13 protein-coding genes are annotated in these 14645 nt (G+C 69.1%); 1 reads left to right on the forward strand and 12 read right to left on the reverse strand.

The window, feature by feature from the left end:
* From H3O04_RS27160 to H3O04_RS27185, 6 genes are all read right to left on the reverse strand, one after another.
* Positions 1–552 (reverse strand): MetQ/NlpA family ABC transporter substrate-binding protein (locus H3O04_RS27160; protein ID WP_202588845.1); only part of this gene is annotated, 552 nt, incomplete at its 3' end.
* Positions 549–1598, reverse strand: coding sequence for a formylglycine-generating enzyme family protein (locus H3O04_RS27165; RefSeq protein ID WP_202588846.1), 1050 nt, complete (start codon positions 1596–1598; stop codon positions 549–551). The genes H3O04_RS27160 and H3O04_RS27165, both read right to left, overlap by 4 nt.
* Positions 1599–1613: 15 nt before the next feature.
* Positions 1614–3584: an arylsulfatase gene (locus tag H3O04_RS27170; protein ID WP_202588847.1), complete on the reverse strand. Its 1971-nt coding sequence runs from the start codon at positions 3582–3584 to the stop codon at positions 1614–1616.
* A 136-nt stretch (positions 3585–3720) separates the two neighbouring features.
* Complete coding sequence (locus tag H3O04_RS27175; RefSeq protein ID WP_011694582.1) at positions 3721–4440, reverse strand: SDR family oxidoreductase; 720 nt, start codon at positions 4438–4440, stop codon at positions 3721–3723.
* A 161-nt stretch (positions 4441–4601) separates the two neighbouring features.
* Positions 4602–5909, reverse strand: a complete 1308-nt coding sequence (locus H3O04_RS27180) for an MFS transporter (RefSeq protein ID WP_202588848.1) — start codon at positions 5907–5909, stop codon at positions 4602–4604.
* A 171-nt stretch (positions 5910–6080) separates the two neighbouring features.
* The gene (locus H3O04_RS27185) at positions 6081–7010 is read right to left on the reverse strand and encodes a LysR substrate-binding domain-containing protein (RefSeq protein WP_202588849.1); all 930 of its coding nucleotides are present in this window, start codon (positions 7008–7010) and stop codon (positions 6081–6083) included.
* Positions 7011–7136: 126 nt separating this feature from the next.
* Here H3O04_RS27185 and H3O04_RS27190 point away from each other — a divergent pair, with 126 nt between their 5' ends.
* A complete protein-coding gene (locus H3O04_RS27190; RefSeq protein ID WP_202588850.1) occupies positions 7137–8156 on the forward strand; it encodes a zinc-dependent alcohol dehydrogenase family protein in 1020 nt (339 codons plus the stop codon).
* 72 nt (positions 8157–8228) lie between these two features.
* Here H3O04_RS27190 and H3O04_RS27195 read toward each other — a convergent pair whose 3' ends face one another.
* The 6 genes from H3O04_RS27195 to H3O04_RS27220 all read right to left on the reverse strand — a co-directional run.
* Positions 8229–10544 carry a TonB-dependent receptor gene (locus H3O04_RS27195; protein WP_124548045.1) on the reverse strand — a complete coding sequence of 772 codons (2316 nt, stop codon included), beginning with the start codon at positions 10542–10544 and terminating at the stop codon, positions 8229–8231.
* Positions 10545–10739: 195 nt separating this feature from the next.
* Positions 10740–11957, reverse strand: coding sequence for an MFS transporter (locus tag H3O04_RS27200; protein ID WP_202588851.1), 1218 nt, complete (start codon positions 11955–11957; stop codon positions 10740–10742).
* On the reverse strand, positions 11954–13018 hold the full coding sequence (locus H3O04_RS27205; RefSeq protein WP_202588852.1) for an ABC transporter substrate-binding protein: 1065 nt from the start codon (positions 13016–13018) through the stop codon (positions 11954–11956). Before H3O04_RS27205 ends, H3O04_RS27200 begins: the two co-directional genes overlap by 4 nt.
* A 35-nt stretch (positions 13019–13053) precedes the next feature.
* Entirely contained in the window at positions 13054–13464 is a 411-nt protein-coding gene (locus H3O04_RS27210) for an ExbD/TolR family protein (protein WP_202588853.1), read from the reverse strand.
* Positions 13464–14180, reverse strand: coding sequence for a MotA/TolQ/ExbB proton channel family protein (locus tag H3O04_RS27215; protein ID WP_012338724.1), 717 nt, complete (start codon positions 14178–14180; stop codon positions 13464–13466). Before H3O04_RS27215 ends, H3O04_RS27210 begins: the two co-directional genes overlap by 1 nt.
* A gap of 40 nt (positions 14181–14220) precedes the next feature.
* A partial coding sequence (locus H3O04_RS27220) for an energy transducer TonB (RefSeq protein ID WP_237666442.1) occupies positions 14221–14645 on the reverse strand: 425 nt, incomplete at its 5' end.

Consider the following 14645-nt stretch of genomic DNA (forward strand, 5'->3'; position numbering starts at 1 on the left):
ACGCAGCGCGACGAATTTCAGCCCGAGCCGGTTGCCCGTCACGTCGCGCAGCGTCGCATGCAGCCCGGCTTTTTCGCGCAGCGTCACCAGCGTGTCGTTCTGCAGCAGCACGAGCGCACGCGCCATCCCGCGCGGATCGGCGGGAAGCGCGACCGTCGCGCCGGGTTGCAGTTCGTTCAGGTTCTTCAGTTGGCGCGAATAGAACGCCATCGGCAGCGTGACGGTCGGCGCGACTTCGGTCAGCGCGTAGCGTTTCCGTGCGCGGGTCGCGGCAAGCTGTTGCGCATCCTCGAAGCTGGCCGCGTCGATCCGCCCGTCCGCCAGCGCCGTGTCGATGCGCGATGCGTCGTCGAATTCGACGACGTCGACGCCCAGCCCGCGCGCGGCGGCCACCCGCTTCACTTCGTCGAGGATCTGCGCATGCACGCCGCGTGTGACGCCGACGCGCACGGCCGGCGCCGCGGCTTCGGCAGCCACTGCCGCGCCGTGAAGCACGACGCCGCATGCAGCCAGCAGCCACGCCGCCATGAAACGCCCGATGCGCGCCGTCATGACGCGTCCCTCAGGATCGTGCGAAACCCGATGTGCGACGCGCCGAGATCGGCTTCCTGCTGTTCGCGCGACGATGCGCGATAGCGCACGCAGTAGTCTCGCGAGCACAGGAACGAACCACCCTTGATCACCATCGGCGTATCGTGCCGGCGCGTCGGCGGCGCCACGGCCGCCGTATCGCCGTTCGTGTGCGACTGATGCGGGCCCGTGTACGCATCCTTCGTCCATTCCCATGCGTTGCCGATCATGTCGTAAAGACGAAAGCCGTTCGCCGCATAGCAGCCGACGGGCGCCAACCCCGCGTGGCCATCCTCGGCCGAGTCGAGCACCGGAAACGCGCCCTGCCAGTAGTTCGCGGCCGGCTTACCCTGCGCATCGCGCGGCGCCGCATCGAGCGATGCGTCGTCGCGGCCCGCCTTGCCCGCGTATTCCCATTCGGCCTCGGTCGGCAGGTCGCGGCCGAGCCAGCGCGCATACGCGAGCGCATCGCGCTGCGTGACGAGCGTCACCGGCAGGTTGCCGAGCCCTTCCACGTCGCTGCCGGGCCCGCGCGGATGCCGCCACGACGCGCCCTTCACCCACGACCACCATGCGAGGTCGCGCGCGTTCATCTCGTCGCGCGTCGGCACATGAAACACCGCCGCGCCGCCCTGCTGCTCGGCCTCGGTCACGTAACCGGTGGCCTGCACGAATGCGGCGAACTGCGCGATCGTCACGTCGGTCTGGTCGATCCAGAAGCCGCCGACGCGCGTCTTGCCGTCGCCGACCGGGCGCTCGTCCGCATAGCCGCGCGTGCTGCCGAATACGAACGCGCCGCCGCGCAGGTGCACCATCCCGGCCTGCGGATCGTCACGCCACTTCGACGGCAGCCCCGAATAGCGTTCGCACTGGCGCTCCGAACCGAGCGGCGCGAGCGCGCGGCCGCGATTCAGGTCGTCGAACGCGCCGTCCGCCGGCGCCGCCGGATTCGCATAGCCCGCCGCGAACGCGGCGGCGAACAGCGTGGCGGCCAGCGCCGCGCCGATCGTCCAGAAACGCAACCGCATCGTGTCGCCCCGCGATCAGTAGTAGCCGCGCGGACGCAGCGGTTCGACGCCGCCGACGTTGCCCATGTAGGTCTTCCACTGGTCGACCAGCGTGCCGATCACCGACGGGTTCTGCGCGGACACGTCGGTCGTCTCGCCGCGATCCGACGCGAGGTCGTAAAGCTGCCAGTGACCGTCGAGCGGGCCGAGCGGCGGCTCGGTCCACAATGCCTTCCAGCGGCCGTCGGCGCTGCGCAGATACGCGCGGCCGTACGCTTCGTCGCCGAACGGCGTCGTGTGCACTTCGCCCGTCGCCGAACCGGTGAGCACCGGCAGCAGCGACTGGCCCGTGACCGGATACACGTAGCGGTTGTTGTAGACCACCTTGCCCTTGTTCTGGTCGACGCCCGTCAGCGTGTTGACGAGCGGCGGCGCCGGCTGCGACGGCGGCGTGACGCCCGCGACCGCGAGGAACGTCGCCGTGTTGTCGGTCACGTGCGTGAACGCGCGCAGCGTCGGCAACGCCTGTGACTGGCCCGGCAGGTGCACGATCGTCGGCGTCGATACGCCGCCTTCGCCCGAATAGCCCTTCGTGAGCCGGAACGGCGCCGCGCTCACTTCGGCCCAGCGCAGCCCGTACTGCAGGCGCCGCGCATTCTGCTTGCCGTTGTCGGTGCCGAGCGCCGAATAGGTCGGCTCCTGCGCGTTCGCGGTGTCGGTGGCGGTCGGGTCGGCGCCGGAATCGATCGGCCAGCCTTCCGCGCCGTTGTCCGACTGGAACATGATGAACGTGTTGTCGTATTCGCCGATGTCCTTCAGGTGCTGGATCAGCAGGCCGATGTTGTAGTCGAGGTTCTCGACCATCCCCGCGTAGATCTCCATGTAGCGCGCCTGCGCCTTGCGTTCGGCCGGCGACAGGCTCGACCACAGCTTGTCGACCTTGCCGGGGCCGTAGTCGCTGTAGCCGTCGGCGGCCGAATGCACCGCGTTGATGTACTTCGCGCTGGCCGTGCCGTTGTTCGCGGTCGCGGGCGAGGCGACCGTCGTCTCGGGCAGCCCGTCGAACGGCTTGAAATCGGCCGGAATCAGGCCGAGCGCCTTCTGCCGCGCGATCCGCGCGTTGCGGATCGCATCGTAGCCGGCGTCGTACACGCCCGCGTACTTGTGCAGCCACGGATCGGGCACCTGCAGCGGCCAGTGCGGCGACGTGTAGGCCGCGTACGCGAAGAACGGCTTGCCGTCCTGCTTGTTCGCGTCGATGTACGAGATCAGCTTCTGCGTATAGAAATCGGTCGAATAGAACACGGCCGGGCTGCCGCCCGTGCCGCCCGGCTGCCCGGGCTGGCCCGGCTGCACGTAGCGGCCGTCTTCCGTGTAGTTCGACGAGCCGGCCGGCTCGTGCGCGAAGTGGTTCGTCGCCGCGCCGCCGAGCAGCACGTAGCTGCGCTCGAAGCCCCACTGGTCGGGCGTCTGCCCGCTGCCCGTCGCACTGCCGACGATGCCCGAGCCGATGTGCCACTTGCCCGCGATATACGTGTGATAGCCGGCGTCCTTCAGCAGTTGCGCGAACGACAGCGCGCGATCGTTCAGGTAGCCCTCGTAGCCCGGCAGCCCGCGCCGCTCGTCGGTCGGCACGCCCATCGTGCCTTCGCCGACGAGATGGTGATCGGTGCCCGACACCAGCATCGCGCGCGTGATCGCGCAGACGGTGCCCGTGTGATGGTTCGACAGGATGCGGCCCGATGCGACGAGCGCATCGAGGTTCGGCGTGTTGATCTCGCCGCCGAACGCATGGATGTCGGAATAGCCGAGATCGTCGGCCATGATGTACAGGATGTTCGGGCGTTTCGCGGCCTGGGTCGGGGTGGGCGTCGGCGTGACGCCGGCCTGCGACGGCGGCGCGTCGCTGTCGACGCCGCCGCACGACGCGAGCGACACCGCGCCGGCAATCGCGGCGCAGACGACACGGAAACGAAAAGCATGCAACGGCGACGCGGACTTTTTCATTATTGTTGACGCTCGATCTACGGGATCGGCGATCTTAGCGTCGCTCGCGCAGCGCCCAAAGTCGGATTCGTCACATGCTAACGGGGTGGGGGAATATGCGACGTAGGTCGTGCGCCACGCACCGCGCCGCCGCGCGTCAGCTGCGCCCGCCGAGGCTGCCGCCGCCGTCCACCGACAGCACCTGCCCGGTGACGAAACCGGCTTCGTCCGACAAGAAAAACACGGTCGCGGCCGCGACGTCGTCGGCCGTGCCGAGCCGGCGCGCGGGAATCGTCGCGAGCACCTTGCGCTCGGCTTCGCTGCCGACCGGCCGCGTCTGGCGGAACAGTTCCGTCTCGATCGGGCCGGGCGCCACCGCGTTGACGGTCACGCCGTGCTCGGCGAGTTCGAGCGCCCATGTGCGCGTGCAGCCGACCAGCGCGTTCTTCGCGGCGGAATACGCCGTGCGGTCGAGGCTGCCGAAGATCGCGCGGCTGCAGATGTTGACGATGCGCCCGTAGCCGCGCGCCTTCATCGCATCGGCAAAGTGCTGCGTGACCTGGATCGCGGCCCGCACGTTGAGATCGAACACGGTCTGCAGCGACTGGAAATCGATCTTCCCGAGCGGTTGCGGCAACACGATGCCCGCGTTGTTGACGATGCCGTCGACGTGGTGGCGTTCGCCGATCCGCGCGAGCGTCGCGGCGGTCTGCTCGATATCGGCGAGATCGCACGCGAGCAATTCGCCGGGGAAGTCGATGCCCTGCGCGTGCCGCGCGAGACCGACGACGCGATGGCCGCGTCGGGCGAGCGTGGTGCTGATCGCGAGGCCGATGCCGCGTGATGCGCCGGTGACGAGATAAGTGCGGGATGACATGGGCGTGCCCTTGGGAAGGAATGCGGAGGAAATGGCGCAACGCGCCTTGTGGTCACCCGGCGCGCGCGTGCTCCGCCCGATTGTGCCGCAGCGATGAGAAACGCGTACGGTCGATGCCTTCTCGTCGCGTTCGATGCGTCACCCTCACACTCGCCATTCGCTCACCCCACCCGCCCCGCCACCACCGGCATCGCGCGCCGCGACGCGATCCGCAACGCGAGCACACCGCCCGCCAGCAACGCGACCGCGACGAGCAGCAGCGCGAGATCGTACGAATGCGTGACGTCCTTGATCCGCCCCATCACCGGCGGCAGCGCGAGCCCCGCGATGTTCGCGACCGCGTTGATCAGCGCGATCGACGCGGCCGCCGTGAGGCCCGACACGTACTCGGTCGTCACGGCCCAGAACACCGGCGTCGCCGCCCAGTTGAAGCCGACCGCGAACACCAGCAGCGCATACGCGACGGGCAGCACCGGCGTGTAGATCGCCGCGACCAGCAACGCACCGGCCAACAGCATCGGCACGCCGAGATGCAGCGCGCGTTCGCCGCCGAGATCCGAATGCCGGCCATTTAGATACATCGCGACGCATGCGAACAGGAACGGCAGCGCGGACAGGCTGCCGACCGCGAAACTCGACTGCCCCGACAGGCTCTTCACGAGCAGCGGCAGGAACAACGTCAGGCCGATCGTGCCGAACGCCTGCAACAACCAGAACGCGGCGAGCGCCCACACCTTGCCGTCGCCGAACGCACGCCGCAATGCGACGCCATGCGACAGATGCTCGCGCGGCGCGCCGTCGCGCAGCGTCGCTTCGAGCCACGCGCGCTCGTCGGCCGGCAGCCAGCGCGCATGCGCCGGCGTATCGGGCAGGCGGCGCAGCACGACGAACCCGAGCAGCAGCGCGGGCACGCCTTCGAGCAGGAACAGCCAGCGCCAGCCCTCGACGCCGAGCGCGCCGTTCAGGTTCAGCAGCGCGCCGGACAGCGGCAGCCCGATCACCGACGCGAGCGTCGCGCCGATATAGAAGAACGACATCGCACGCGCCCGGTCGCTCGGCGGATACCACGCGGACAGGTAGTAGATGATGCCCGGCGTGAAGCCGGCTTCGGCCGCGCCGAGCAGCAGGCGCATCGCGTAGAGCTGCCCCGGTGTCTGCACCGCGCTCATCGCGGCCGCGACGATGCCCCACGTGATCATGATCCGCGCGATCCAGCGGCGTGCGCCGACCCGCGCGAGGAACAGGTTGCTCGGCACCTCGAACAGGATGTAGGTCACGTAGAACAGCCCCGCGCCGAGCCCGTACATTTCGGCGCTGAGGCCGAGGTCGGCATTCATCTGCAACGCCGCGACCGAGATGTTCGAGCGGTCGATATACGCGACGAGGTACAGCAGCATCAGGAACGGAATCAGGCGCAGGTTCAGGCGCCGCATCGTCGCGGCGTGCAACTGCGGGGCGGTGGCGGTCATCGGCATGTCTCCTGGATCGTCTCGCGTGAGGCGCGGCGTCATGCAGGCCAGTCTAGGAGCCCCGTGAAATTCGCGTCAATTACCGGGATGTGTTCTCGATATATGAGACGCGAGCGGGCGCGATGCGCGGCCAGCCGGGTTGTCGCGCCGTCGTCGGCGCATTGGTCGCCGTCATGCGCGCGCCCCGTTTGCGTCGTCGGACGCCAGCATGTGCGGAATCTCGTCGACCAGCGCATCGACGACGGCCCGCACCTTCGACGGCACGTGGCGCGCCGCCGGACGCACCGCGAACACCTCGGCGCCCGACACGCTGTTGCTGTCCATCACGAGCGCGAGACGGCCATCGTGCAGGTACGGCGCCATCAGCCAGCACGGCAGCCACGCCAGGCCCGCGCCGGCGGCGGCCGCATCGGCGATCGCCTGCAGGTCGTCGAACCGCAGGCGGCCGGTCGCGCGATGGTCGTGCACCGCGCCGTCCGCGCCGATGACTCGCCATGGTGTGGGCTGTCCGCCGCGCGAATACGCGATGCCGACGTGCGACGCGAGTTCGTCGAGCCCCGACGGCCGGCCGTGACGCGCGAGATACGCGGGCGATGCGCAGATGCCCATGCGCTGCACGCCGAGCTTGCGGCCGACCAGCGCGTTCGTATCGGCCAGCTCGCCGATGCGCACGGCCAGATCGAAACCGTCGTTGACGAGGTCGGCCACGCGATCGCTGAACGACATGTCGATTTCGAGCCGCGGATGGCGCTCGACGAGACGCCGCACGACGGGCGCCACGCACTGCCGCCCGAACAGCACGGGCACGCTGACGCGCACGCGCCCGGCCGGCTCGCGACGCCCCGCATCGAGCGCGGCTTCCGTTTCGCCGAGTTCGGCCAGCAGCCGCCGGCACTGCTCGTAATAGACGAGCCCTTCGTCGGTCAGGCCGAGCTGGCGCGTCGTGCGCTGCAAGAGCCGCGCGCCGAGACGCAGTTCGAGCCGCGCGACGATCTTCGCGACGGCCGAGCGCGTCATGCCGAGACGCAGCGCCGCCGCCGCGAAGCTGCCCGATTCCACCACGTCGACGAATTCGGCGACGCCTCTCAGCCGTTCATCCATGCCGCTCCACTCCGGTGCGATGACAGGGTTGCGTCCATGCCGGCGACAATCGTTGGCCGAATTCTCGCCAATGCGTCCGCCTGCGCAACACTATGATAGTCCGGACTATCTCGAAAAGGAGTCGACATGCATGCATGGCATCTCAAACCGGGCGACGGCATTGCCGGGCTCGGGCGCATCGACGCGACGCCGCGCGCGGTCGGGCCGACCGACGTCGTCGTGAAGATCCACTCGGCCGCGCTGAACTATCGCGACCTGATGTTCGCGCGCGGCGACTATCTGGGTATCGGCAAGGAAGCGCTGATCCCGGTCGCCGACGGCGCCGGCGAAGTGGTCGAGACCGGCCGCGACGTCACGCGCTTCAAGCCGGGCGACCGCGTGATCAACACCTACTTCCCGCGTTGGAGCGACGGGCCGCCGACGCCGCACAAAGTGTCGGGTTCGCCCGGCGCGCAATTCGACGGCGTGCTGGCCGAACGCTTCGTCGCCGACGAAACCGCGCTGGTCGCGATTCCCGCGCATCTCGACTACGACGAAGCGGCGACGCTGTCGTGCGCGGGCATCACCGCGTGGAACGCGCTGTTCGTCGGCGGCGGATTGAAGCCGGGCGCGACCGTCGTGCTGCTCGGCACGGGCGGCGTATCGATCATCGCGCTGCAGCTCGCGCAGGCCACGGGGTTGCGCACGATCGTCACGTCGTCGAGCGACGCGAAGCTCGAACGCGCCCGCGCACTCGGTGCGGACGCAACGATCAACTATCGGACGACGCCCGAATGGCAACATGAAGTATTGCGGCTCACCGGCGGCGCGGGCGCGGATCTCGTCGTCGAAGTCGGCGGCCGCGATACGCTGCCGCGCTCGATCGCCGCGACGAAGCTCGGCGGCATCGTGTCGATCATCGGGGGCCTCAGCAGCTTCGGCGGGCCGGTACTCGATCTGCTGCCGCTGATCGGCGGCGTCAAGCAACTGCACGGCTTCATGGTCGGCAGCCGCGCGATGCTCGACGACGTCGCGCGCCTCGTCGACGCGAAACGGATCAAGCCGGTGGTCGATCGCGTGTTCGGCTTCGACGAAGCGCCGCAAGCGTATGCGCACCTGCAATCGGGGCAGCACTTCGGCAAGGTGGTGATTCGCGTCACGTCGTGATGCGTGCAGGGACGACGTACCGCGGCTCGACGCGCCAGGCGCCGGCGCCGCGGCAGGCGTTTCCGGTCAGGCTCAGATCTTCGCGGTCAGCGTGATCCCGACCGTGCGCGGATCGCCGTACAGCGTCGGATACGCGCCATACGACGGCAACAGCTCGAGCTTCTTGTAGACCTTGTTCGTCAGGTTCGTCACGTAGCCGGTCACGATGTACTTCTGGTTCGGCGTCGTGTACGACACATGCGCGTTCAGCACCGTATAGCCGCCCTGCCACAGCTGCGGCATCGTCTGCCGCGTCGCGCTGAAGTATTCGCGGCTGCGGTAGTTCACGTCGCCGCCGGCCGTCAGCGTGCCGAACGACACCGGCACGCGATAGTCGAAACCCGCGTTCAGCGTCGTATGCGGCGAACGCGCGAACGAGTTGCCCACGGCCGTCGGCACGTTGCGGAATTCCGTGTAGCGCGTGTTCAGCATCCCGAGGTTCGCGAACAGGTACAGGCTGTTGACCGGCTGCGCCTTCAGCTCCAGCTCGAAGCCGTCCGCGCGCCCCTGCCCCGCATTCGACAGCGTCGACACCGGCGGCCCGCCGAACGGGTTCGGCGCCAGCGCGAACACCTGGATGTCGCGATAGTCGTAGTGGAACACGCTCGCGTTGACGATCAGCCGCTTGTCGAACCACTCGCTCTTGATGCCGACTTCGTAATCGGTCAGGTACTCCGGCGACACGGTCGACACCGTGCTCTGCGTATAGGCGTTGCCGTTGTAGCCGCCCGAGCGGAAGCCGCGCGCATAGCGGAAATACGCACGCACGTTGCTGCTGAGCGCATATTCGGGCGTGAGGTCCCACGTCGGCGCGCGCCAGGTGTTGGTCTGGTTCTGCCGCGCGCTGACCGCGAGCGGCGACGACACCGACGACGGCGACCACCAGCTGTTCGGATCGCTGAACGTCACGTTGCCGGTATCCTGCAGCCCGGTCAGGTTGATGGTCTTGCGCTCGATCGTGTAACGCAGCCCGCCCGTCACGTTGAAGCGGTCGGTGAAGCGGTACTTGACGCTGCCGAAGATCGCCGCGCTCTGCGTGTGCTGCGTGAGATCGGTCAGGTGGTAGTACGCGGGCGACGGCGAGCCCGGCAGCCCGCCGCCGGCGCCCTGCTCGGCCAGTTGCTCGGTAAACAGATGCGTGCCGACGATCCAGCTCAGGCGGTCGCTCTGCGGCGATTCGAGCCGGAATTCCTGCGAAAACTGCCGGCTCGACAGGCGGTCGTGCGAGCGCGCCGCATCGAACGGCGAATAGTCCTCGTCGTCCTGGTACCAGCGGTGCAGCCCTTCGAACGCGGTGATCGACGTCAGCGACACCGCCGGGTTGATGCGCCAGTGCGCGGTCAGCGACGTGCCCCACGTCGAGATGTGATCGCTCGACGGCGCATTGAGCGACACCGTATACGGATCGCTCGACCCGACGAAGCCGAACTGGTTCGTGCCACCGCGCCCCGCACCTTCCGCGTGCCATGCGTTGCCGCCGCCCGTGTAGTTGCGGCCATGGATGTTGAACAGGAAATCGGTGTCCGACGTCGGCACGGCGAGCACCTGGAAGCGCACCGCGTTGTCGTGGAAGCCGCCGAAGCGCCCCTGCTGCACCGTGTTCGTGTAGAAGCTGTCGGCATTCTCGTGATACACCGACACGCGCGCGGCCAGCACGTCGTTCTTGCCGATCGGCCCGCCGATCGCCGCTTCCGCGAGCCGGCTGTTGTACTGGCCGAAGCCGAGCTTGCCGTAGCCGCTCACGTCGAACGTCGGCTTCTGCGACGTGATGTTGAGCGCGCCGCCGACCGTATTCTTGCCCCACAGCGTGCCCTGCGGCCCGCGCAGCACTTCGATGTGGTCGAGGTCGAACAGCGGAAAGCCCTGCCCGAACACGCTGTTGATGTACACGTCGTCGAAGTACACGCCGATCGGGCTCAGCGACAGGTCCGACGGATCGTTGCTGCCGACGCCGCGCAGGAACCAGCGCGGCCGCTCGCGGCCTTCGGTCGATTGCCCGGTGAAGTTCGGCACGTACTTCGTCACGTCGTTGATCACGCGCAGCTCGTTGTTCTTGATCGCATCGCCGCTCAGCGCGCTGACCGCGACCGGCACGTCCTGGATGCGCTCCTTGCGCCGGCGCGCCGTCACGGTCACCGTGCCGAGATTCGTTTCGCGTACGGCCGTGCCGCGGTTCGCACGCACCGCCTTCGCAGCGGCCGCGGCCGCATCGTCCGATGCCTGTTGCGCCGGCTTCGCGTCCGGCGCCCCCGCCGTCGCCGCGCCATCTTCTGCCCATGCGGGCAACGATACGGCGCCGCCCGTCAGCAGTCCCCCCAGCGCGGTGACGATTAGTTTTTTCCTGAACATCGATGAGTCATCCTGTTTGATCGGTTGAACGCAGTGCGTGCGCGACGCACGGGTTCTCTCATGCAATTCGGATGCCAGCATCGACAGGCCCGTCGCACGGGGCTCGCGGCGGGTCTTCTGCGCCCGTGTTGCTGCATGCGCATCTGTGAAGGCGGAAAATTGCTGGTCACGCAACACCGCACGATGCCGAATTCGTCAGGACAGCTTCACAGGCAGCGCTTGCATCGCGCCGCGACGCCCGTGTGCGAGCCGCAGCGCGAGCGCGACCAGCACGACGACCGGCAGCCAGCACAGAAACACAGCCCGCAACCCGACGAGCGGCGCAAGCGCGCTGCCGACCAGCGGACCGCAGAACGCGCCGGTCATCGACGCGAGGTTGTAGAGGCTCGATACCTGGCTCTTGTCGGCCGGATGACGGCCGAGATGCTGCATGTTGACGAGATGCAGCAGCGACGAGCCGGCGCACAGCGCGGCGAGCCCTGCACCGACGATCCACGCATCGCGCCCGAGGCCGAGCGCGAGCAGCCCGGCCATGCCGCCCGCGAGGCCGAGTGCATGACAGCGGCGCTCGGTCATGCGCTGCGCGACGTGCCCGAGCCCGAACAGCGCGATCACCGCGACCGCGCCCTGCAACGTCAGCAGTGCGACGGCACGCGTCTGCGTGAGGCCGAGCGACTGGATCGCGAGCACCACCGTATAGGTGCCGACGAGCGCGCGCGTCGCGCTGTTCACCGCTTCCACGACGAGCTGCTCGCGGATGTCGTGGCTCCACGCGAGCGCGAACAGCGCGCGCAGGCCGCCGGTTCGACGTGACGCGCCGCGCGACGGTGGCGCCGCATCGCCGAGCAACACACGGCTGAACAGCGCCATCCCCGCGAAGCTCGCCGACGCCACGCAGAACGTCGCGACCGCACCGTGCGTGCCGATCAGCCCGCTCGCGAGCCACGGCCCCACCATCCCGATGCCGATCGACATCGCCGCGCGATACCAGCCCGCACGGGCGAGGCCGATCTGTGCGAGCCGCGCGAGAAACACGCCGTTGATCGACACGATCCGGAACGGGATGCACAGCCCGATCAGCCCTTGCGTGAGCGCGATCAGCGGCCATGCGCCCGTAAACGGCACGACGAGATTGAGCAGCATCGGCCCCAGGCTGGCCGCGAAGTACACGCGCCGCGCACCGTAGCGCGCGACCAGCAGCCCGGCCGGCAACGTCATCAGCGCGATGCCGAGCGGCTCCATCGCGGCGATGATGCCGAGCCGCGCGTCGTCGACGCCGAGCGCCAGCGCATACAGCGTCGTCGCGAGCTGCGCCATGCTGATCGTCGTGCCGCTCGCGAGCGCGAGCAGCATGAAGCCGCCGGTGAAGCGCTCGCGCCGCCATGCGTCGGCGACACGTGCCGGCGTGCTCACCGCGACAGCGTCGCGATGCCGTCGAGCGCGCGCCGGTCGATCCACGCGCGCACGTCGAAGTCGGCGGGCAGGAACCGCCAGTCGACCAGGAAGCGCTTGAAATCGTCGAGCGCGACAATCGACGCTTCGTCGAGATCCGTGCGCAGCCGCCGGTGCACGTCCACGCCGTACGCGAGCCGCAGCCAGTCATGGCCCGACCCCGTCTCGCGGCCGAGATAGCCGAGCACTTCGTGCTCGTGCTCGCGCGCCCAGCCTTCGACGTCGGTCACGCGTGCGAGAAAGCGGCTGACGATGTCGGGATGGCGTTCGAGCGTCGACGCATTGACGGTCAGCGGCCGCGGCGAGCCGTTGTTGATGCGGATCTGCGGATCGGGATGAAAGCCGATGTCGACCACCGGCTGCGCGCCGATCAGGTGCGCGGTTTCGAGCCCGAGCGAACCCTTCACGTAGATCGCGTCGACGTCGCCGCGCACCAGCGCGGCCGCCTCGGCCGCATAGAGCCGGCGGCTCGACAGGCTCGCCGGATGACTGAACGCCGCGTCGCGGGTCGCGGGCGTCGACACCGGCGCGCGCAGGTTCGATGCCGGTACGTCGACCCATTCGACGTCGCCGGGGCCGAGCCCGTCGAGCGACAGCGCGCTGACGAAGCCGCGCAGCGCCGCCGCGCGGAAGATGTCGATCCGCTCGCCGTCGCGGCGCGGCAGGCCGATGCGGCGCCCGCGCAGGTCCTTCGGCCGCGCGAGGCCGGCTTCCGGCAGCGCGACGATCGCCTGCGCCTCGTCGACCCAGGTCAGCGCGACCACGCGCGTGTCGGCGCCGGACGCGCGCGCCCACAGCGCCGGAATGCTGCCGCCCTGCCGGAACGCGTTGTCGAGCGAATGGTCGACGTGCGCGTGATGCAGCGCCGCGTGCTGGCTTTCCTGCAGCGCGCGCACGGTGATGCCGTCGCCGGCGAATTCGTGATCCAGCCAGCCGAGATGCGCGGCGATGCCGAGTGGTGTCGGCACCGGACAGCGCGTGTACCAGATCGACTGAACGTTGTGTGAAGCCGTGGTGCTCATGAATGCGTTCGCAAAAAGGAGTCGTGAAACGCGCGTCAGCCGCGCGGCGCGGTGAGCACCGACAATCGCGTGATACCCGCGTGCTCGATCGCGGCCATCAGCTTCGCGACGGTGCCGTACGGCACGTGCTCGTCGGCCTGCAGGTCGAGCGCGACGTCGGGCCGGCCGGCCTTCAGCGCGGCCAGCTCGGCCGGCACCGTATCGAGCGCGACCGCGTGCTTGTCGAGGTACACGACGCCCTTGCCGTCGACGCTCACGGTCACGTTCGGCTTGCGGTCGGCCGGCGCGGTGGCGACGGTGTTCGGCAGATTCACGTGCACCGCGTTGTTCAGCAGCGGCGCGGTGACGATGAAGGCGACCAGCAGCACGAGCATCACGTCGACGAGCGGCGTGATGTTGATTTCGCTGAGCACGTCGTCGTTGTCGGAGGAGGACGAGAAGGCCATTATGCGAACGCCTCCTGGCGGGTGTCGTCGGAACGGCGCGCCGGCGCGGCGGCGGGCACGGCGGCCGGCACGCGGAAGCCGGCTTTCTGCGCGAGCGTGACGAAGTCGGTCGCGAACGCGTCGAGATCGGCCGACGCGGCCTTCACGCGGCGCACGAAGAAGTTGTACGCGAGCACGGCCGGCACCGCGACCGCGATACCGATGCCGGTCGCGACCAGCGCCTCGCCGATCGGCCCGGCCACGACGTCGATGCTCGCCGACGCGCTGTGCGTGATCGCGGTCAGCGCATGGATGATGCCGAACACGGTGCCGAACAGCCCGACGAACGGCGCGGTGCTGCCGATCGACGCGAGCACCGCGAGCCCCGCTTCCTCGCGCCGGCGCGCGTTGTGGATCTGCTGGCGCAGATGGCGTTCGAGCAGGTCATGACGGCTCCAGCTGTGTTCGAGATCGTGCGCGCTGCTCTCGTCGGCGCGTCGCAGTGCGTCGAAGCCCGTCGCGGCGAGTTCGCCCACCGGGCTGTTCGCGCCGTCGAGCGTGGCCGCGTCGTGGAAGCTGTTCGCGGCCCAGAACGCGCTGACGTAACGCCGGTTGCGCGCGCTCGAGCGCAGGCTCTGGATGGCCTTCACGACGATCAGCGTCCACGTGACGACGGAGAAAACGACGAGCAGCCAGAGCGCGCCCTGGACGATGAAGGTGGTCGGGATAGCGTTCATGATGTGAGTTCCTCGAAAAATGTGCGGGCGGCCCGGCGGGTCAGCCCAGCTTGAAATCGATCGGCACGTTCACCCAGCCGTCGACCGCTTCGTCGCCGCGCTTCGCGGGGACGAAGGTCCAGCGCTTCACGGCGGCCACGGCCGCGCTATCGAGCAGGCGGCGGCCGCTGCTCGTGCGGACCTCGACCGAGTCGGGCGTGCCGCTCGCGAGCACGTGCACGCGCAGCACGACGCGCCCTTCCCAGCCCTGGTCCTGCGCGAACGCCGGATAGTCGGGCGCCGGGTTGCGCAGGTACGCCGCGTCGCCGATCGGCGCGGTTTCGCGCACGGGTACGGCGGGTGCGGGCGCGGGCGCCTGAACCGGGGCAGCGGGCGCGGCGACGGCCGGCGTCGCCGGCACGGGTGCAGGTGCGGCTTCGCGCGTCGCCTGCGGCGTGGCCGCCGGCGCCGGACGCGGTACGGCCG

The organism is Burkholderia sp. KCJ3K979 (assembly GCF_016759955.1).
Lineage (GTDB): Bacteria > Pseudomonadota > Gammaproteobacteria > Burkholderiales > Burkholderiaceae > Burkholderia > Burkholderia orbicola.

What these genes read in the sequence shown, in the direction of transcription:
- H3O04_RS27165 (WP_202588846.1), bottom strand. Translation starts at nt 1,598, where the DNA reads ATGCGGTTGCGTTTCTGGACGATCGGCGCGGCGCTGGCCGCCACGCTG.
- H3O04_RS27170 (WP_202588847.1), bottom strand. Translation starts at nt 3,584, where the DNA reads ATGAAAAAGTCCGCGTCGCCGTTGCATGCTTTTCGTTTCCGTGTCGTC.
- H3O04_RS27175 (WP_011694582.1), bottom strand. Translation starts at nt 4,440, where the DNA reads ATGTCATCCCGCACTTATCTCGTCACCGGCGCATCACGCGGCATCGGC.
- H3O04_RS27180 (WP_202588848.1), bottom strand. Translation starts at nt 5,909, where the DNA reads ATGACCGCCACCGCCCCGCAGTTGCACGCCGCGACGATGCGGCGCCTG.
- H3O04_RS27185 (WP_202588849.1), bottom strand. Translation starts at nt 7,010, where the DNA reads ATGGATGAACGGCTGAGAGGCGTCGCCGAATTCGTCGACGTGGTGGAA.
- H3O04_RS27190 (WP_202588850.1), top strand. Translation starts at nt 7,137, where the DNA reads ATGCATGCATGGCATCTCAAACCGGGCGACGGCATTGCCGGGCTCGGG.
- H3O04_RS27195 (WP_124548045.1), bottom strand. Translation starts at nt 10,544, where the DNA reads ATGTTCAGGAAAAAACTAATCGTCACCGCGCTGGGGGGACTGCTGACG.
- H3O04_RS27205 (WP_202588852.1), bottom strand. Translation starts at nt 13,018, where the DNA reads ATGAGCACCACGGCTTCACACAACGTTCAGTCGATCTGGTACACGCGC.
- H3O04_RS27210 (WP_202588853.1), bottom strand. Translation starts at nt 13,464, where the DNA reads ATGGCCTTCTCGTCCTCCTCCGACAACGACGACGTGCTCAGCGAAATC.
- H3O04_RS27215 (WP_012338724.1), bottom strand. Translation starts at nt 14,180, where the DNA reads ATGAACGCTATCCCGACCACCTTCATCGTCCAGGGCGCGCTCTGGCTG.